Origin of the sequence: Eubacterium multiforme (assembly GCF_030813415.1) — a bacterium.
GTDB lineage: Bacteria > Bacillota > Clostridia > Clostridiales > Clostridiaceae > Clostridium > Clostridium multiforme.
This window is the reverse complement of the sequence record NZ_JAUSUF010000015.1, coordinates 1-18,147: the sequence shown is the minus strand read 5'-3', so window position 1 is coordinate 18,147 and position 18,147 is coordinate 1. Positions and strand designations below refer to the sequence as shown.

Genomic DNA, 18,147 nt, shown 5'->3' with positions numbered 1-18,147 from the left:
TGATTAATCAACATCTATTTTTATATCTATTCTTCCTCAGGAACTCTCTCTAGGTTTATACCTTCAAATTCCTTAAGTCTATCATTACCTAATATTGTTTCTTTACCTTCAACTTTATTTATCTTGTTGAAAGTACCTTTAGCTTTCATTGATGGTACAATAGTTCCAGCTCCATTTATACATCCACCTTCACACATCATTCCTTCAATAAAGTTTCCAGCAAGTCTTCCTATTTTAGCCATAGTCATTGTCTTTTTGATTTCAGCTCCACCAGAAACTTTTACTGGTTTAAAATCAACATCAATATTTTCTTCTTTAATAAGATCTTGAATTGCTGCTGTTAATCCACCTTGTGCACCAAAGCCTCTTCCAAAAATTGATGCATCTTCTACTTTCTCATCTTCACATTCCCATGGGTTAACTTCGAAAGCTTCAAACATTGCAGTTAATTCTTCAAATGTTAATACATAATCAACTGCATCTTTAACTTCTTCTCTAACTGCTTCACTTTTCTTAGCTGTACATGGTCCTATAAATACAACCTTTGCATCTGGATCCATTTTCTTTATTAATCTTCCTGTTGCAACCATAGGTGATACTGTATTTGAAATGTTCTTAACTTCACTGCCATAACATTTCTCTACATATTTTAAGAATGCTGGACAACATGAGTTTGTCATATACTTGTCACCCTTGTCCATTCTTTCTTTAAATTCTCCACATTCATGGATAGTTACTATGTCTGCTCCACATGCAGCTTCAACCATATCTTCAAAGCCAAGTTTCTTTATTGCATTTTTTATTTGTCCATATGTAATGTTATTTCCAAATTGTCCAGTTATTGCTGGCGCAACTACTGCGTACATTTTTCTTTTTCTAGCAAGTCTCTTTGCAACTGGTACTATAAGACTCTTATCTGATATTGCACCAAAAGGACAAGCTGACATACATGCTCCACAGTTTACACAATCATCTTCCTTTATTACTGCTCTTCTATCTTCTTCGTCTATAGTTATTGCTCCTGTTGGACATGCTTTTTTACATGGTCTCATAACTTCTGATATAGCGTCATAAGGACATGCTTTTTTACACATTCCACACTCTTTACATATTTCTTGGTTTATGTAAGCTCTTCCTCCAACATATGTAATAGCACCAAAATTACAAGCCTCTTGGCATTTATGTGCTAAACAGTTTCTACAAGAGTCTGTTACTGTATACTTATTAATAGGACATCTATCACAAGCAGCTTCTATAACATAGATTATTTGCTCGTCAGGTCTTATGTCTATTAATTCAGCATCTTCTACATCTCCATTTGAAAGGAATCCTGCAGCTAATTTAGCTCTTTCTTGAACTATAGCTCTTTCTTTATACACACAACATCTGTAAATAGCTTTGCTTCCCTTTATTACCTTATATGGGATTTTCTCAATATTATCTTTTGTTAATTTATCCTCTTTAGCAAGTATGGCAACTTCTGTTAGGACTTCATGTTTTAATTTATTTAATTGGGTCTCGAATTGAAACATACTGCCTCCTAATTATTTTATTTTTTACTTTATTATGTTAACACTCCATATAGGCTATGTCAAATAAATAACATAACTAAAACCTATAGTATTTTCCATAAAAAATATAGAAAATTTATATGTTTTCATAAATTAAAAAAAGTGCCTAAATTGGCACTTTTCCTAATTTTCTTTCAATTCAAAATACTTTATTATTTTCACTGGACATTTCTCTACACAAGTCATACATAGAGTACACTTATCCTTGTCTATTACAGGTAAATTATCCTTTAATTGTATTGCTTCACTTGGACAATTTCTTTGGCATATTCCACATCCAATACATCCTGTATCACATACAAGTTTAACCTCTTTAAGTTTATCCTTTGAAGAACATTGAACTCTTATCTTTTCTGATATAGGCTTAAGTTCAATTATGTTTTTAGGACATTCTTTAACACAAGCTCCACAACCTGTACATTTTTCTGGATCTACAACTGCTACTCCATCAATTACACTAATTGCATCAAATTGACATGCCTCAACACATGATCCAAAACCTAAACATCCATATGAGCAAGCCTTATTTCCTCCTCCTGGAATTATAGCAGCTTCCTTACAACCCTTTATTCCATAGTAATTTGCAGATTTTTTAGCTACATCACAGCTTCCTGCACATTTTACAAAGGCTTTTTTAGGTTCCTTCTTTTCTGCTGTAACACCCATTATTTTAGCTATATTGTTTGCAGCATCTTCGCCTCCAACAGTACATGCATTTACTGGAGCATTATCATCTACTATTGCTTGTGCTAATGCCTCACAGCCTGCATATCCGCAGCCACCACAATTTGCTCCAGGCAAACAATCTTTTATTAAAGGAATTCTCTCATCTACTTCAACTTTAAACTTTTTAGAAGCATATCCTAGACCTAAACCCAATAATACGCCTAACCCTCCTAAACTTAAGACAGGGTATAATATTTCACTAAAATCCATATCTTATTACATCTCCCTTAACGAATTAGACCTTGAAATCCTAAAAACGCAATTGACATTAAGCAAGCTGTTAATAAAGTAATTGGTAACCCTTGCATGCATTTAGGAACATTTTCATTGTCTTCCATTCTCTCTCTTAATCCAGCTAATAAAACTATAGCTAACATATATCCAAGACCTGTACTTAAAGCAGCTACTACTGATTCAATTAGTGAATAATTTTCATTCATATTGATTATAACTGCACCTAATATTGCACAGTTTGTTGTTATTAATGGTAAAAATATTCCTAAAGCTTTATATAAAGCTGGACTATATTTTTTAATTATCATTTCAACTAACTGAACTAAAGCAGCTATAACTAATATAAATGCTAATGTATACATATATGTTATATTAAAAGGTACTAATACAAATTTATAAACTACAAAAGATGCAATTGAGGCAATTACCATAACAAATGTAACAGCTGCACCCATTCCTGTTGCAGTTTTTATTTTTTTAGATACACCTAAAAATGAGCATATACCTAAAAACTTTGCTAAAACAACATTATTTACAAGTAAGCAACTTATAAATATAATAAATAAGTTCATCTATTTAACACCCCTTTTTTCTTATATTTATTTTCTAAAGTTCTTACAGCTTTCACAATGTCCGCTACATCCTTTGAATTCTGTAATTCTCTTATTTTCTTTATTCTTCTTTTCATTTCTATAATTTAGTAAAGCCATTAATATAGCAAGTGTTAAAAATGCACCTGGTGCTAAAACCATAATTGTTGCTGGATGTGAAAATACTTTAAATCCAAATATTTTTCCAGCTCCAAATAATTCTCTTATTATACCAATTACAGTAAGAGATAAAGTAAATCCTAAACCTTGTCCTAAACCATCAAATATAGAAAGTACTGGACCATTTTTTGATGCAAATGCTTCAGCTCTTCCTAAAATTACACAGTTAACAACAATAAGAGGAATAAATAGTCCCAAAGCCTTATATAAAGCTGGTACATAACCTTCCATTAAGAACTGTATCATTGTTACGAAACCTGCTATTACAACAATAAATGATGGAATACGAATTTCATCTGGTATAAATTTTCTAAGTAAAGAAATAACAAAGTTAGATCCTATTAATACAACTGTAGATGCAAGTCCCATTCCTAATCCATTAACTGCACTTGTTGTAACTGCAAGGGTTGGACACATTGCAAGTACTTGCACAAATGTTACATTTTCTGTAAATATACCATTCTTTAAACGTTCTCTTGGAGTATACATTACTTATTACCTCCCTTTAAGTTCTTATTATAAAAATCTATTGCTTCATTTACCCCTTTAGTTACAGCCTTTGAAGTTATTGTAGCTCCTGTTATGGCTTTTATTTCATCTTTTTTAACATCGCTTGTTTTTACAACCTTTAAGTTTTGTGTAGGTTTTCCGCTATATTGCTTATAAAACTCAGGTTGTTCACAATTTGCTCCAAGTCCTGCTGTTTCTGATTGTGATAATATTTTTATTCCTGATACTTCACCATTATTTTTTATCCCAACCATAATATTTATTTTTCCACCATAGCCTTTAGATGCAACCTTTATGTCATATCCAACTACTTTTCCACTTTTTATTCCTTCATTAACTTCTAATACCCCTGTAGATAATTCCATATCCTTTTTAACAAATTTATCTGCATCACTTAGTAGTTCTTTCATTGCTTTATCATTTGCCTTTTTCTCTTCAATTCTAATAGGCTCTTTTGTTATGTTATATACTGCACCTATAATAAGTCCTGCAACTGCTGTAATTATAAGAAGTATTATTCCTAATTGTAAAACGCTTTTATTTTTTTTCTCCTTATTCGCCATATTATTTCGCCTCCCCAAATGGTTTTGGAACCATATATTTATCTATTAAAGGAACGAATAAATTCATTATTAATATTGAATAAGAAACACCTTCTGGATATCCCCCAATTATACGAATTATTGTAGCTATAACTCCACATCCTATGGCAAATACAATTTGTCCTTTTCTAGTCATAGGAGAAGTAGTGTAATCTGTTGCCATAAATATAGCACCTAACATTAATCCACCAACAAATATTTCGTAAAATCCATTTCCTGTCATAAATCCATTTCTACCAATAACTGTAGTTAAAATTGCAACTGTTCCTATGTAAAACACTGGTATTTCCCATGAGATAACTTTTCTATAAAGTAAATAAACAAATCCAATTAAAAGTGCAAGAGCTGAAGTTTCTCCAATACAGCCTCCAACATTTCCAATAAATGCATTAAATAAACTTGGTAAGTCCCCATTTCCAGTCTTTAAAATTGCAAGTGGAGTTGCTGTTGTTACTCCATCAAGAGTCCATGTTGTCATTTGAACTGGCCAACATGCTAATAAAACTGCTCTACCTGCTAATGCTGGGTTTACTATATTATGACCAATACCACCAAAGAACTGTTTTACAACTAAAACTGCAAAAACATTTCCTAAAACCACCATCCAAAGTGGCATTGTTGGTGGTATATTAAATGCTAATAACAATCCAGTTACTACTGCACTTAAATCACCTATAGTTATCTTTTTATGTGTTAATTTTTGATATAAGTATTCAGTTAATACTGCTGAAACTATTGATGTTATTATAACAAGCAAAGCTTTTGTTTTAAAAAAGTATACACCTGCTACAGTTGCTGGTATTAGTGATATTATAACATCTCTCATTATTGTTCTAACTGAATTATTTGCCCTTATATGTGGTGATGAAGACAATGTTAAATTTAGAACTTCTTCAGTGTTATGTTTATTAATATCATTTGATGTTACTTCACTCATATTTTAAAAGCCTCCTTAAATAAATTATTTTTTCTTTCTCTTATTTGCTATAATTGTTCTTTTGGCTGTTCTAACAGCTTGAAGTATATTCTTTTTAGAAGGACAAGCAAATGTACAACATCCACATTCTATACAATCTAATCCATGATATTCTTCAAAACTTTCCAAATCATTTCTTCTAGCAAAACTTTGAAGTTTTGTTGGTAATAAATTCATTGGACATACATTTATGCATTTACCACATCTTATACAACTTGATTCATCTGGAGAAACTGCCATATCCTTTGTAAGGGATAGTACTCCTGATGTTCCCTTTGTTACTGGAATATCTAATGTACTTAATGTCATTCCCATCATAGGACCTCCAGATATAACCTTAACTGGTGGTTCTTTAAATCCGCCACAAGCTATTTCAATTAATTCTTTTACAGAAGTTCCTATTTTAACTTTTAAATTTTTAGGTTCCTTTATAGCTTCTCCTGTTACAGTAACAATTCTTTCAATTGTAGGTTCTCCAAAAACAATTGTTCTATATATTTGATATACTGTACCAACATTTTGAACTATACATCCAACATCTGCTGGTAACTTTCCTGAAGGTACTTCTCTCTTTTTAATTGCATATATTAATTGTTTTTCAGCACCTTGAGGATACTTAGTTTTAAGCTTTTTAACTTCTATATTTTTTTCACCTGAAACAAGGTCTGCCATTAGTTTTATAGCATCCATCTTATTATTTTCTATTCCAATATATCCTTTAGCCTCTGGAAATAATTTTAATATTATTTTTAATCCTTCAACTATTTCCTTACCATTTTCAAGCATAAGCCTATGGTCACAAGTTAAATAAGGTTCACATTCTGAGGCATTAACTATAATTGAGTCTATTTTGCAATCCTTAGGTGGTGATAACTTTACATGTGTTGGGAATGTTGCACCTCCCATACCAACTATTCCACCCTCTTTTACTAAATTAATTATTTCTTCATTTGAAAGACTTTCATAATCTTTATTGCCCTTCTTCTCTTCTTTTTCATACAAATTATCATTTGTAATTATAATTGACATAACTTTTGTTCCCATAGCAGTAATTCTTGGCTCTATATTCTTTACTGTTCCTGAAACACTACTAAATATTGGAGATGATACAAAACCTGTAGCTTCTCCTATTTTTTGTCCAACAAGGACCTTATCTCCTTTTTTAACTATAGGATTACATGGTGCACCAATATGCTGTGATAGGGGAAAAACCATGTCATTTTTAGGGATATAATCTTCTATTTTCTTTTTTTCAGTCAAATATTTACCTTCTGGTGGATTAATCCCTTTTTTAAAGGTTAACAATTCCATGCCATTACTTCCTTTCTTAAATTTCTATATTTATTAATAAGTTTTAAAATATTTTAGTAAATCTCTCCTATATACATAAAAACAAACCAGTCCAGTAAAGTAACCGGTTATTATTCCAACTCCTATAAGAATTGGTGAATAGACAAATATCCTAAAACTTTTTATCACAAATGCAGCAACTAATAATTGTCCAAGATTATGAAATATAGCTCCTGCAATGCTTAACCATTGAATGCTTATATCTTTTTTAAAATATTTATAAAGTAGAATCATAACTACATTACTTAAGATTCCACCAAATATACTAAATAAAAACCCAAATAAATTTCCTCCAAATATAGATCCTATAAAACTTCTAAGGACTGTTATTAAAAGCATGTCCTTCCACCCAAATGTTAGTAATACAAATAGTGCTATTGAGTTTGCAAGACCTAATTTAATACCTGGAAATATAACTGGTATTTGTGATTCTATTACATAAACTACTAATGCTAAACATAGGAGCATACTTAAGTATAATAATTTATTTAATTTCTTCATCTATAATATCTCCTAACTTTAATAAGCAGTTGCATCTAATTTACTCTCTTTATTTTCAACTATTTTTATATAAATTTTATGAGGAATACATGCTGCTATTTCACCAGGTTTTGATATCCAACCTGTTTTAATACAAGTTTTATCTTTGCAATTTGCATCTTCAAATCTAATTTTTCCTTTTTCAATAAGAATTACATTGTATTCATCATTCCCTATTTTAATTTTTTGTGGCTCTTTAACTTTATTTAAATCAACCTTTTTTATACACTTCCCATTAACATATATTTCAGCCTCAGCTGAATCCTTATTTAAATTTATAAAGTAAACTGAAACAGAAATAATACTTATTAAAAGTATTATAATTGTCCATATTAAAACAAATTTATCTCCCCTTTTCATAATGATACCTCTCATTAGTTATTTGAAAATTATCATTATTTAGACCTGATGAAGTATAAACTTTATTATCCTTTGTAACAAAAATTGCCTCTACTCCATTTAAACTATTAATAAGTTCCATTCCTTTTTTTACTCCTAATATAAAAGTTGCTGTAGATAAAGCATCTCCATCTATTGATTTATCTGATATTATTGTTGAACTTATTATTCCACTTTCTGATGGTGCTCCTGTCTTTGGATCCATTATGTGGTGATAACGTTTTCCATTTCTTATGAAATACCTTTCGTAGTTTCCTGATGTAACTATGGACTTATTCTTAACTTTAACTGTTGCAAATGTTTGTCCATTTTTTTCTTTTGGATCTTGTATCCCTATATTAAGTGGCTTTGCATTTTTATCCTTTTCATAGGCATAAACATTCCCACCTAAATTAATTAGTCCACTTTTTATATTATTTTCTTTTAATATTTTAACTAATTCATCTGCTGCATATCCTTTTGCTATTCCACCTAAATCAATTGCCATATTTTTATCCTTTAAAAATATTGTTTTATTAAAATTATCAGTTTCTATATTTTTATAATTTACAAACTTTAGATTTTCCTTTATTTCCTTTTCTTTAGGTATTCTCTCATTTTTTGTACCTACTCCCCAAAGTTTATCTATAGGTCTTATTGAAATATCAAAGGCTCCATCACTTAATCTTCCATAGTATATTGCCTTATTTACAACACTTAAAAAACCATCATTTACTTTAACTGACCTTTTACCTGCATTATTATTAATTTTCACTATTTCACTATTATCTTTTGTTAAAGACATATTATTATCTATCTCATTTAATTTGTCCATAGATTCATCAATAGCTTTTTGGCTATTTTTACCGTAATATTTCAAATCTATTATAGTATTCATTAAAAAAGCATTTTGAGTACATTCCTTGGAGTTTTCATTAAACTTCATAAGACCTAGACATATAACTACAACGCCTAAGCATATTATTCCTATAATAAATTTTTTATTTTTTTTCATAATTTTTATATCTCCTTAAAAATATTACATATAATATAATATTTAATATATATATTTTACCATATTTAATAAATCATTTTTATATTTAGATAAAATTTAACTTTTAACAAATTACATATTTTGCATTTTTTCTTATAATTATTACATATTTTGCTTATAAAAGTTTTTATTTTTAAAAATTTTCAAATTTTAACATACTTTTTTTATAATACATACATATATCTAAAATTTAAATTTATTTTATAAAGAAAAAAAGCCATAGATTTACTCTATGACTTACTTATTATATCTTCTAATTTTTCTTTAAATTTATTAATATCTTTATTTAATATAATTAGGTGTATTCCCATTTCTTTAGCTCTATCTATTATAGAAGATTTATTAGGTTTTTTAGTAGCTATAAGAATTTTCTTAGCTTTTTCTCCTCCAATTCTATTACTATATACTTCTAGTTCATTTAATGTACTTTCATCATATTTTGAGCTATCCTTACAGGATATACATACTAAAATTGAATCTTTAACTGCAACTACATCTAATTCATTTTTTATATTTCCTTGAGGTTTGTTCCACAAAAATACAACTCCACTTTTAACCTCATCAACAGATTTTATATTTTTTACTATACTCTCCGTTAATACCTCAAGCCATGTTCCACTTTTAAATATAAATCCCTTTAAATAATCATTTAAAAATGTAACCTGTATATTTTTATCTCTATTTATCTTTATTAAATTTAAATTTTCAAATCTATATAGTATTTTATTTAGAATGTCCTTTACTTCATTATTTAACTTACTTTCATTTATAACAACTACTTTAGTATTATCATAATCATGATAGAAAATTTCTGTATCATAAAGTATTTGCTTATACTTATTCCACAAATCTATATTTTCATATATTAATTTAGAAAACTCTAATATATGATTATCCTTAGTTAACTGAGATTCTTTTGATATTATATCATTGCCACTTGCCTTAAACATATCTTCTAAATATAAATCTATAAGCTCCTCTTCTACGAGCTCTAAATTATCCTTAAACCAATATTCTCTCTTATTTAATACATCAACATAAACCCCATCTATATTAAATTCTCTACATTTATATAAAATCTTTAAAGCTTCCAAAGTATTTTCCAAAGTTAAATTTAAAATAATATTATTTTTAGAATTTTTAATATCTAATAGTATTTTATTTATATCATCACATATAAATTTCACATTAATATTAGGATTATTCCCCTTATATAGCTCTCTTAAACTATTTAATTTTTCATCTTTTTCTAAATTATTTGCTACTAAAATTATATTTTTTATTTTATATTTTTTTGCTAAAATTACTCCACTTTCATTATGATCTCTAACTAATGTTATTAATGTATCTTTTACCATAGCTTTTCTCCTTAAAAGTTCTTATATATTTAATTTAACCCTTAAAGATTCCTTTAATTCAAAAATACCCTTATTTTAATTTTAGATAAACTATAATATAACAAAAAGGCAAAACAATATATCTTAGCTTATTGTTTTGCCTTATCTTTAAATCATAATAAAAAAATACTTACTTTAAATAGTATCTATTGTTTTACTTATAAAGTTTATAAGTTTGCTATTATCAAAGTTATATGACTTTAATTCTATATTTTTATAATTTTCAATTGCACTTTCTAGTGATTCATAATCAGTACAATTAATTGTATAACCATCCTTTGAAAGCTTATTGCATATTTCTAATTGATGATCATCATTATGCTCCTTATACTTTGAAAGCCTTGGCATTGTTATTACCTTTTTCTTATATCTAAGACCTGTAAGTATTGACCCAACACCACCATGAGTTATAACTAAATCACTTTTTTCTATATAATTCTTAAATTCATTAGGATCTAAAAATGGTATTATCTTATATTTATTTGAAGTAAAATGAGTATTACCTGATTGTATAACTACTTCCTCATTAATATTCATCTTCTCTAAATATTCAAGCAATCTTTTAAATTCTAATTCATGAGTTCCTAAAATAACAAATATCATTAATAAAGTTCTCCTTCATATATTGCATTATCATAAACTTTAAGCATTTCCTCATGTTGCACTAAAAATACATCTGCAATTTTATTTATCATTTTCCCTGACATACTCTTAGATTGAACTCTAGCAAATGTTTCAATAAAGATAATCTTCTTTTTAAATAATTTAGCAATATAACATATTGGTACTGCTGTATGTGCACCAGTTGTTACAATTACATCTGGCTTTATTTTTAAATATAGGAAAAATGACTTTATTATATTATATGGAAACTTAAACATGTAGCTTAACATATAATTTCTTGCACCATATACTAAGTAACTTATTCTATCTCCATACTTATCTTTTAATTTTAAGGTAGTATCGTTTTTTTCAGTTATTATATGATAATCATATTTATTAAATATACTTTGTAATTGCATTAACTCAGATAAATGTCCACCAGTTGATGATATAAATATAACCTTCTTCATAAATTCACCTAAATGTCCTTCTTTAAAATTATTTTATCTACAAATCTTTTTGATGCTAACCCATCTGAATAGTCAAAAAATTTATTTTTAAAATCTCTTATCTTGCCATAATCACAACTATTATTATTTAATACATCTATAAGTTCTTCTGTATTTTTTACTATTGGTCCTGGTACAAAACTTTCATATGGATAATAAAAATCTCTTTCATGCTCATAGCAATCTAAATCATCTGCATAAAAAATCATAGGTCTTTCTAATAATGAATACTCAAATACTATTGATGAATAATCTGTAATAAGTAAATCTGTCATTATTAAAATATCATTTATTGCTGGATAATCTGATAAATCAATAACTCTATCATTTTTTATATTAATACTATCCTTTACAAAGGGATGCATCTTAAGTGCTAATACATAACCTTCTGGTAATTCATTAACTACTTTTTCAACATCAAAACTTATATCCATTTTAGCATCTGATTGACTGTTTCCTCTAAAGGTTGGAGCATACAATACTATATTTTTACCTTTAAGGGCTGGATATTTACTATAAACATTATCTCTTGCTTTATTTTTCATATCTTCATTAAAGAATATATCTGTTCTTGGTATTCCTATTGGGTCTATATTGTCCTCACTCATGTTAAATGCTTCTGCATAATACTTAGCAACTTCCTTTGAACTAACTAAAACATGAGAATAATTAGTATGAATTGGAATGTACTTTACATAGTTATTATCTGCACCAAAATTTTTGTCTAGTATACTAAATCCAAATTTTTTAAAGGCTCCACAAGCATGCCAAACTTGGACTACTTCAGTATTTTTTCTAAGTTTTTTTACTGTATAAACTGGAAAATAAAAGTCATCTATTAAAAAATACTCTGATGTTGCCATATAATATGTTGCCTTCATCATATGTCCAAAATATTTTATTATTCCCTTTAATCCTCTATTAAACTTTTCATAAAGGAAAACACACTCATAGTCTAAATTTCTTGATTTTATTTCATCGTATATATATTTAAAATTACCATTCATAGTATCATTTCTATAGGTTGCAAACACTATTCTTTTCTTAACTCTAAATATATATGAAAAGTAGTATACAATCCTTAATAGATATTTTAATATTACTCTCTCTAACGTCTTCATTTATTGAAATCCTCACCTTAAGATAGATTTAAAGACCCTTTTTTAAAGGGTCTTTATTTATTAAGATTAAACTCTCCAATCTAAAACAGTTTTAAATGGAGTTGTTAAGTCATGTTCAAATCCTTTTACTATATCTTCTATTCCTCTTACATCAATTACTGCTGATATTAATTTTTGTAATTGATTTTGAGCATCTTCATGTGCTTCTAAGAAATCTACAGCTGCTTTAAAATCTACTCTTCCGCTTCTGCTGCTACCTACTATAGTTAATCCTTTTTCTAGAACCATTCTAGTATTTATAGGAACTGGATTTTCTGAAACTCCAAGTATAGCAATTACACCTTCTGGATTTATGTAATCTATAATTTGGTCTATTGCATATTGGCTTCCTTTTCCACCAACTGCCTCAAAAGCATGATCTACTCTTAAATCATCTGGAATACTATCTATTTGGTAAGTTTCATCAACAAATGAGAAGAAGTTTAACTTTTCTTCATTTTTACCAAAAACTATTATCTTTGCATTTGGGAATTTCTTTTTAAGGATTAATGATGTTATAAATCCTACATTACCATCTCCCCAAATACCTATTGTATTTCTTCTTGCATGAGCTTTCTTGTCAAATCTATCTATTGAATGTGCTGAAACACTTATAAGCTCTAAGAATGATGCAACATCATGATTTATGTTATCGTATTTTATTATACGATCTCTTCCCATAAATACATATTGTTGTAAAAATCCATCATATCCACTAGCTCTAAACTTACTTGTTCTTAAATAATTTTCTGCAATTACTTTATCATCTTCAGTTGGAGTATTAGGTATCATAACAACTGTATCTCCAGGATTAAATTCTCCCTTTGGATCATATATAACTTCTCCAACACCTTCATGAATAAGAGCCATTGGAAGTTTCTTTCTCATAGCTTCCTTACCTCTTGTTCCAGTGTAATATCTTTGGTCTGCTGCACATATTGATAATCTTGTAGGTCTTACAATTATTCCTTCTCCATCTAAGCTTCTCTCTTCAAATTCTACAGTGATCTGCTTAGGTGCTATTAATCTATATACCTTATTTATCATTTATATCATCCCTCACTAAAGCATTTGCTAGTTTTAAATCATATGGAGTAGTTATTTTCATATTGAAAACTTCTCCTTTAACTAACTTAACATCTTTTCCTTTAACAACAAATATTTTTGCAGCATCAGTTAATATTTTCTTTTCGTCATCTGATAATGAGTTATATAATTTAGTTAATTCTTTTATGTTAAAACTTTGAGGTGTTTGTCCTTGATACATAAAATCACGTCTTGGAATATCACTTATTATGTTTCCATCTACAGATTCAACTATTGTATCAAATGCAGGAACAACAGTATCACAAGCACCAGTTTCTAAAGCCGCATCAATATTGTCATTTATTATTCTATGAGTTAAAAATGGTCTTACTGCATCGTGAGTTACTATTATATCTTCTTCGTTTATTCCAAACTCTTCTTCAATGTATCTTATTCCGCTCATTATTGATTCATTTCTATCTGTTCCACCAGCACATACTGCAATTTTTCCTCTTAAGTTTTCTGGTATGTACTTATTTATTAGGTCACTAGTATGTTGTATCCATTGTTTTGGTGTTGTAATTATTATTTTATTAAATCTTACATTTAATAAAAAAGTCTCAACTGTATGAATTATTATTGGCTTATCTCCAATTTTTAAAAATTGTTTTGGCATTTCAGTGTTACCCATACGAGTACCCTTACCACCTGCTAATATCTCTGCGTAAATCATATCATCACTCCCATAAAATAATTCTATTTTTATATTAATTTTTATTTCTCAATTTTTAATAATGTATCTACTACTCTTTGTGTTGATTTTCCATCAAAGTGATCAAAGAATGTTTTTCTGAATTTTTCTAACTTTTCAGTTTCAAACTTTTTATTTAACACTATATTTATAATGTCATCAGTACTTCTAGCTATAGGTCCTGGAACAAATGTTTCATAAGGATAGTAGAAATCTCTTGATGCAATATAGTCCTCTAAATCATATGCAAAGAATATCATAGGTTTATTTAATAATGAATATTCAAAACATACTGAAGAGTAATCTGTAATTAATATATCTGCAACAAATAATAAATCATTAATTTCTCTTTCCTTTGATAAATCTATTATAAAGTTTTTACAATCTTTTGGAATATACATTTTTTCTTTAATAAATGGATGTAATTTAGAGATTATTATATATTCATCTCCAAGTTTTTCTTTTAGTCTCTTAACATCAAATTCCTCAAAATCATAAGTTGCAGTTTTTTGCCCATTTCCCCTAAATGTAGGTGCAAACATTATAACCTTTTTATCCTTTAACATAGGATACTTACTATATATTTCACTTAATTTTTTATTTTTATAATTCTCATCAAAGAATATATCAGTTCTCGGAACTCCTGTTGCAACAACTTTTTCTTCTGATATTCCAAAGGCTTCTGCATAATGTATTCTAATATCTTCTGAACTTACAATAGCTTTTGTATAATTTCTATGGTTTTTAGATTTAACCTTAGGTCCACCTTTTTTACCTATTCTACTAAATCCAAAAGTCTTAAAAGCACCTGTTGCATGCCATAATTGTATTACTTCTACATCTTTTTTTATTTTGTATTTATATATTTGTGGATAATAATCATCTAATAAAATATACTTACTAGTTGAAATATATTGTACAAATGTTAGCATTTCCTTTAATGATCTCTTTGCATCTATACTAGGTTTTAACATATATTTTATGTCATACCCACCTCTTGATTTTAATTCATTATAAACGAATTCAAAATTACCAGTAAAATCTACTCTACTATCTGATAAAAATACAACTCTATTATTTTTTATCTTTTGTAATTTTAAAATTCTATATATACTTCTTAAAACAAAATTTCCAAAGGCTCTTTTACCTTTTAAAAGTTTCTTTTTAAATTTATCTACAAATTTACTATTTAAAACATTTGTTACTATGTATTTTCCACAAGATACTTTTTCGTTTGTTGATTTTATTACTAATTCTTCATCCTCAAGTTGTAAATCTATTTTTTTAATGTTATTTATTTTACTAGATTTCATTTCTTTAGGAATTATATCAACTAGCCCCTTTCTTTTTTTAATATACCGTAAATTGCCTTCCATTTCTATTCCGTCAGCATTTATGTATATACCAACATTCCATTTACCTTCTGATAATGGATGCATATTATCTATACTACTTAAATCTATAAAACCTTCAAAGCCTGCATAATTATAATTTGATCCATCTTTTCCATACTTTTTAGTTATATCTAATCTTAATTGATTTTGGACAGGCATTATAAACTTTTTTTTACCATTATCTATATATAATGATTTTTTCACCTTATAATCTTTCTCTATGTTTATACCTTCAATTAAGGCATACCCTCTTATATATACTCTATCCTTCGACCTGTCCCAATCTAAACTTTCACTTACACATATTAAATTATTCATATCTTCTCACCTTAATTATTATTCAAAACTTCATGTTCTATGAAAACTACACCATTGCCCTTTTTCTTGTCACTATATTCTACACTGAATTCTCTTTTATTTGAATATCCTACAAAGAATATTCCTGTTCCTTCTCTTAATTCTCCAGATAATAAATATTTTCCAGGCAATAATACATTTTTCACCTTAAGTTCTATTCTATGCTTTCCAATATCATTTTTAATTAAGTATTCTTCATCCATTTTATCACTTGAATAGATTAAGTTTGTAGATGCATCCCTTATTGTAAATGACCACTTTAAGTTATCCATCTTTTCTTTTACTTCATAATCAAAAGAATATACTATATCTTCACCAAAGTTAAATTTTCCATTATTTTCAAACTTAAAGTTTTTAACTTCTATATAGTCTTTTTTGCTTTTTTCGTTTTTACCTTCAGCTTTTTTCTTTTTCTTATCCTTAGCTTTTTCTTCCTTTAAGAAGTTTTCATACTTAGTCATAACTTCCTTAGTAGGACCGTAATCTACTAATTTTCCATCTTTAATCCACATACATTTAGTACAAAATGATCCAACTGTATATAATGAGTGACTTACAAAGAATATAGTTTTACCTTGTTTTCTAAATTCACTCATTCTTCTTAAACATTTTGTCTTAAAGATATCATCACCAACAGATAATGCTTCATCTACTATTAAAACATCAGGGTCTACATTTACTGAAATAGCAAATCCAAGTCTTGCTTTCATACCACTTGAATATGTTCTTACTGGTTGATTTATATAATCTCCAATATCAGCAAATGCTATAATTTCATCTATTTTCTTATCCATTTCTTCTTTTTTATAGCCTAATATAGCACCCTTTACATATACATTTTCATATCCTGTAAGTTCTTGATCAAAACCTGAATTTAATTCTAATATTGCTGATATTTTACCTTTTATATCAACATTTCCACTAGTAGGTTTTACAACTCCTGTAATTATCTTTAGTAGTGTTGATTTACCAGCTCCATTTTTTCCAAGAACTCCTACTGCTTCACCTTTTGGTATTTCTACATTTATTTTATCTAAAGCATTATATTCTGTATAATGTTTTTTGTTAAATATTAAATCAACAACTCTTTTAAAGGGTTTTTGATATATTCTGTATGTTTTTGATATATTATTTATTTTTATAGCATACATTCTCTCATCACTCCTATAATATGTCTGCAAAGTAATCTCTTAATTTACCGTGTATAAATATTCCTATAGCTAATAAAATTAAAACTACTCCCCAAAAATATAGTGTTAACATAGGACTTTCCCAAAACCACTTATGATAAAGTATTGAGTCTCTAAATCCTTGTATAAAATAAAAAAATGGATTTAATTTTACAATAAATCTTAATAACGGAGTTTTTATATTAGTTATAGGCCATAGTATAGGACTAATCCAAAATATTAAAACAATTATTGAATTTAAGAAAAACTCAACATCTCTACTAACTACAACTAATGCAGATGTTGTTAGTGATATTGCAGCTAATAACATAAATGCAGCAAATGCATAATAAATTATTTGTAACCAATATATATCTGGATATATTCCTGAACAAATACACATTAAAAATGCTATTATTATAAATAAAAAGCTACTAATAAATCCAGATAGGACTTTAAAAGTAGGTATTATTGATGTTGGGAATACTATCTTTGTAACTAAATATCTATTTTTTCTTATTGAACTAGCAGCAGGAACCAATGTATCTCTTATAAAAAACCATGGTACTAAACCTATAAGTAACCATATAATATAAGGAAATCCTACTGATGTTGTACCCTTTAATCCTATTTGTATAGTAAACCAATATGCAAAAACATATATCATATTCTTAATTATTGGCCATAATATTCCTAGTGCTGTACCAGAAAATTGTTTCTTTAAATCCTTCTTAGCCATGTTTACTATTTGAAAGGAATTTTTCATATGTTCATTTGCCACAACCTTAATACTTTCTGTAAACTTCATGTTCATTCTCCTTACTTATATTATAACGCCTACATTATATCACATTTTTATACCCCTACAAAATATGTTAATTTGCTATCAATATAAAATTATTTACTTACATTCTATATTTTAAACCATTTTTATAATGTAATTTATAACTTTTTTCTTAAACTGCCCTTAGCTCAAAATCATGACCACCCGTAAAACGGGTGGTTTGCTCTAGCCCTATAAGGGCATGTTACTGGCTGTGCTACTCGCACATCGAAACGGTTTGCCAACC

General features: G+C 27.9%; 19 protein-coding genes. All 19 read right to left on the bottom strand.

Going from position 1 to position 18,147, the window contains the following annotated elements; genetic code table 11:
* Positions 1 to 26 precede the first annotated feature (26 nt).
* Entirely contained in the window at positions 27 to 1,532 is a 1,506-nt protein-coding gene (locus J2S18_RS14555; protein ID WP_307487884.1) for a 4Fe-4S dicluster domain-containing protein, read from the bottom strand.
* A gap of 162 nt (positions 1,533 to 1,694) precedes the next feature.
* A complete protein-coding gene (gene rnfB, locus J2S18_RS14550) occupies positions 1,695 to 2,507 on the bottom strand; it encodes an RnfABCDGE type electron transport complex subunit B (RefSeq protein ID WP_307487882.1) in 813 nt (270 codons plus the stop codon).
* Between the two features lie 17 nt (positions 2,508 to 2,524).
* The gene (locus J2S18_RS14545; RefSeq protein WP_209797100.1) at positions 2,525 to 3,103 is read right to left on the bottom strand and encodes an electron transport complex protein RnfA; all 579 of its coding nucleotides are present in this window, start codon (positions 3,101 to 3,103) and stop codon (positions 2,525 to 2,527) included.
* A 27-nt stretch (positions 3,104 to 3,130) separates the two neighbouring features.
* On the bottom strand, positions 3,131 to 3,790 hold the full coding sequence (gene rsxE, locus J2S18_RS14540; RefSeq protein WP_209797099.1) for an electron transport complex subunit RsxE: 660 nt from the start codon (positions 3,788 to 3,790) through the stop codon (positions 3,131 to 3,133).
* Positions 3,790 to 4,374: an RnfABCDGE type electron transport complex subunit G gene (locus tag J2S18_RS14535; RefSeq protein ID WP_307487879.1), complete on the bottom strand. Its 585-nt coding sequence runs from the start codon at positions 4,372 to 4,374 to the stop codon at positions 3,790 to 3,792. Before J2S18_RS14535 ends, rsxE begins: the two co-directional genes overlap by 1 nt.
* A gap of 1 nt (position 4,375) precedes the next feature.
* On the bottom strand, positions 4,376 to 5,350 hold the full coding sequence (locus J2S18_RS14530) for an RnfABCDGE type electron transport complex subunit D (protein ID WP_307487878.1): 975 nt from the start codon (positions 5,348 to 5,350) through the stop codon (positions 4,376 to 4,378).
* A 24-nt stretch (positions 5,351 to 5,374) separates the two neighbouring features.
* Positions 5,375 to 6,700, bottom strand: coding sequence for an electron transport complex subunit RsxC (rsxC, locus tag J2S18_RS14525; RefSeq protein ID WP_307487876.1), 1,326 nt, complete (start codon positions 6,698 to 6,700; stop codon positions 5,375 to 5,377).
* A gap of 33 nt (positions 6,701 to 6,733) precedes the next feature.
* Complete coding sequence (locus J2S18_RS14520; protein ID WP_307487875.1) at positions 6,734 to 7,240, bottom strand: Gx transporter family protein; 507 nt, start codon at positions 7,238 to 7,240, stop codon at positions 6,734 to 6,736.
* Positions 7,241 to 7,258: 18 nt separating this feature from the next.
* Positions 7,259 to 7,639 carry a NusG domain II-containing protein gene (locus J2S18_RS14515; RefSeq protein WP_307487873.1) on the bottom strand — a complete coding sequence of 127 codons (381 nt, stop codon included), beginning with the start codon at positions 7,637 to 7,639 and terminating at the stop codon, positions 7,259 to 7,261.
* Positions 7,623 to 8,672 carry an FAD:protein FMN transferase gene (locus J2S18_RS14510; protein ID WP_307487872.1) on the bottom strand — a complete coding sequence of 350 codons (1,050 nt, stop codon included), beginning with the start codon at positions 8,670 to 8,672 and terminating at the stop codon, positions 7,623 to 7,625. Before J2S18_RS14510 ends, J2S18_RS14515 begins: the two co-directional genes overlap by 17 nt.
* 269 nt (positions 8,673 to 8,941) lie before the next feature.
* Complete coding sequence (locus J2S18_RS14505; protein WP_307487871.1) at positions 8,942 to 10,069, bottom strand: Card1-like endonuclease domain-containing protein; 1,128 nt, start codon at positions 10,067 to 10,069, stop codon at positions 8,942 to 8,944.
* A gap of 174 nt (positions 10,070 to 10,243) precedes the next feature.
* A complete protein-coding gene (pssE, locus tag J2S18_RS14500) occupies positions 10,244 to 10,711 on the bottom strand; it encodes a PssE/Cps14G family polysaccharide biosynthesis glycosyltransferase (RefSeq protein ID WP_307487869.1) in 468 nt (155 codons plus the stop codon).
* Complete coding sequence (pssD, locus tag J2S18_RS14495) at positions 10,711 to 11,181, bottom strand: PssD/Cps14F family polysaccharide biosynthesis glycosyltransferase (RefSeq protein ID WP_307487867.1); 471 nt, start codon at positions 11,179 to 11,181, stop codon at positions 10,711 to 10,713. Before pssD ends, pssE begins: the two co-directional genes overlap by 1 nt.
* Before the next feature lie 8 nt (positions 11,182 to 11,189).
* On the bottom strand, positions 11,190 to 12,341 hold the full coding sequence (locus J2S18_RS14490) for a CDP-glycerol glycerophosphotransferase family protein (protein WP_307487865.1): 1,152 nt from the start codon (positions 12,339 to 12,341) through the stop codon (positions 11,190 to 11,192).
* A 66-nt stretch (positions 12,342 to 12,407) separates the two neighbouring features.
* Positions 12,408 to 13,427 (bottom strand): ribitol-5-phosphate dehydrogenase, encoded by a 1,020-nt coding sequence (locus tag J2S18_RS14485; protein ID WP_307487864.1) that lies wholly within the window; start codon positions 13,425 to 13,427, stop codon positions 12,408 to 12,410.
* Positions 13,417 to 14,139: an IspD/TarI family cytidylyltransferase gene (locus J2S18_RS14480; RefSeq protein ID WP_307487862.1), complete on the bottom strand. Its 723-nt coding sequence runs from the start codon at positions 14,137 to 14,139 to the stop codon at positions 13,417 to 13,419. The genes J2S18_RS14485 and J2S18_RS14480 overlap by 11 nt, the downstream gene beginning before the upstream one ends.
* A 41-nt stretch (positions 14,140 to 14,180) precedes the next feature.
* Positions 14,181 to 15,869 (bottom strand): CDP-glycerol glycerophosphotransferase family protein, encoded by a 1,689-nt coding sequence (locus J2S18_RS14475; protein WP_307487861.1) that lies wholly within the window; start codon positions 15,867 to 15,869, stop codon positions 14,181 to 14,183.
* A gap of 11 nt (positions 15,870 to 15,880) precedes the next feature.
* Positions 15,881 to 17,059 (bottom strand): ABC transporter ATP-binding protein, encoded by a 1,179-nt coding sequence (locus J2S18_RS14470; protein WP_307487859.1) that lies wholly within the window; start codon positions 17,057 to 17,059, stop codon positions 15,881 to 15,883.
* 13 nt (positions 17,060 to 17,072) lie between these two features.
* On the bottom strand, positions 17,073 to 17,885 hold the full coding sequence (locus tag J2S18_RS14465; protein WP_307487858.1) for an ABC transporter permease: 813 nt from the start codon (positions 17,883 to 17,885) through the stop codon (positions 17,073 to 17,075).
* Positions 17,886 to 18,147 lie beyond the last annotated feature (262 nt).

Excerpts from the sequence above, each read along its gene's own strand:
- J2S18_RS14555 (WP_307487884.1), bottom strand. The coding sequence starts at position 1,532 with ATGTTTCAATTCGAGACCCAATTAAATAAATTAAAACATGAAGTCCTA.
- rnfB (WP_307487882.1), bottom strand. The coding sequence starts at position 2,507 with ATGGATTTTAGTGAAATATTATACCCTGTCTTAAGTTTAGGAGGGTTA.
- J2S18_RS14545 (WP_209797100.1), bottom strand. The coding sequence starts at position 3,103 with ATGAACTTATTTATTATATTTATAAGTTGCTTACTTGTAAATAATGTT.
- rsxE (WP_209797099.1), bottom strand. The coding sequence starts at position 3,790 with ATGTATACTCCAAGAGAACGTTTAAAGAATGGTATATTTACAGAAAAT.
- J2S18_RS14535 (WP_307487879.1), bottom strand. The coding sequence starts at position 4,374 with ATGGCGAATAAGGAGAAAAAAAATAAAAGCGTTTTACAATTAGGAATA.
- J2S18_RS14530 (WP_307487878.1), bottom strand. The coding sequence starts at position 5,350 with ATGAGTGAAGTAACATCAAATGATATTAATAAACATAACACTGAAGAA.
- rsxC (WP_307487876.1), bottom strand. The coding sequence starts at position 6,700 with ATGGAATTGTTAACCTTTAAAAAAGGGATTAATCCACCAGAAGGTAAA.
- J2S18_RS14520 (WP_307487875.1), bottom strand. The coding sequence starts at position 7,240 with ATGAAGAAATTAAATAAATTATTATACTTAAGTATGCTCCTATGTTTA.
- J2S18_RS14515 (WP_307487873.1), bottom strand. The coding sequence starts at position 7,639 with ATGAAAAGGGGAGATAAATTTGTTTTAATATGGACAATTATAATACTT.
- J2S18_RS14510 (WP_307487872.1), bottom strand. The coding sequence starts at position 8,672 with ATGAAAAAAAATAAAAAATTTATTATAGGAATAATATGCTTAGGCGTT.
- J2S18_RS14505 (WP_307487871.1), bottom strand. The coding sequence starts at position 10,069 with ATGGTAAAAGATACATTAATAACATTAGTTAGAGATCATAATGAAAGT.
- pssE (WP_307487869.1), bottom strand. The coding sequence starts at position 10,711 with ATGATATTTGTTATTTTAGGAACTCATGAATTAGAATTTAAAAGATTG.
- pssD (WP_307487867.1), bottom strand. The coding sequence starts at position 11,181 with ATGAAGAAGGTTATATTTATATCATCAACTGGTGGACATTTATCTGAG.
- J2S18_RS14490 (WP_307487865.1), bottom strand. The coding sequence starts at position 12,341 with ATGAAGACGTTAGAGAGAGTAATATTAAAATATCTATTAAGGATTGTA.
- J2S18_RS14485 (WP_307487864.1), bottom strand. The coding sequence starts at position 13,427 with ATGATAAATAAGGTATATAGATTAATAGCACCTAAGCAGATCACTGTA.
- J2S18_RS14480 (WP_307487862.1), bottom strand. The coding sequence starts at position 14,139 with ATGATTTACGCAGAGATATTAGCAGGTGGTAAGGGTACTCGTATGGGT.
- J2S18_RS14475 (WP_307487861.1), bottom strand. The coding sequence starts at position 15,869 with ATGAATAATTTAATATGTGTAAGTGAAAGTTTAGATTGGGACAGGTCG.
- J2S18_RS14470 (WP_307487859.1), bottom strand. The coding sequence starts at position 17,059 with ATGTATGCTATAAAAATAAATAATATATCAAAAACATACAGAATATAT.
- J2S18_RS14465 (WP_307487858.1), bottom strand. The coding sequence starts at position 17,885 with ATGAAGTTTACAGAAAGTATTAAGGTTGTGGCAAATGAACATATGAAA.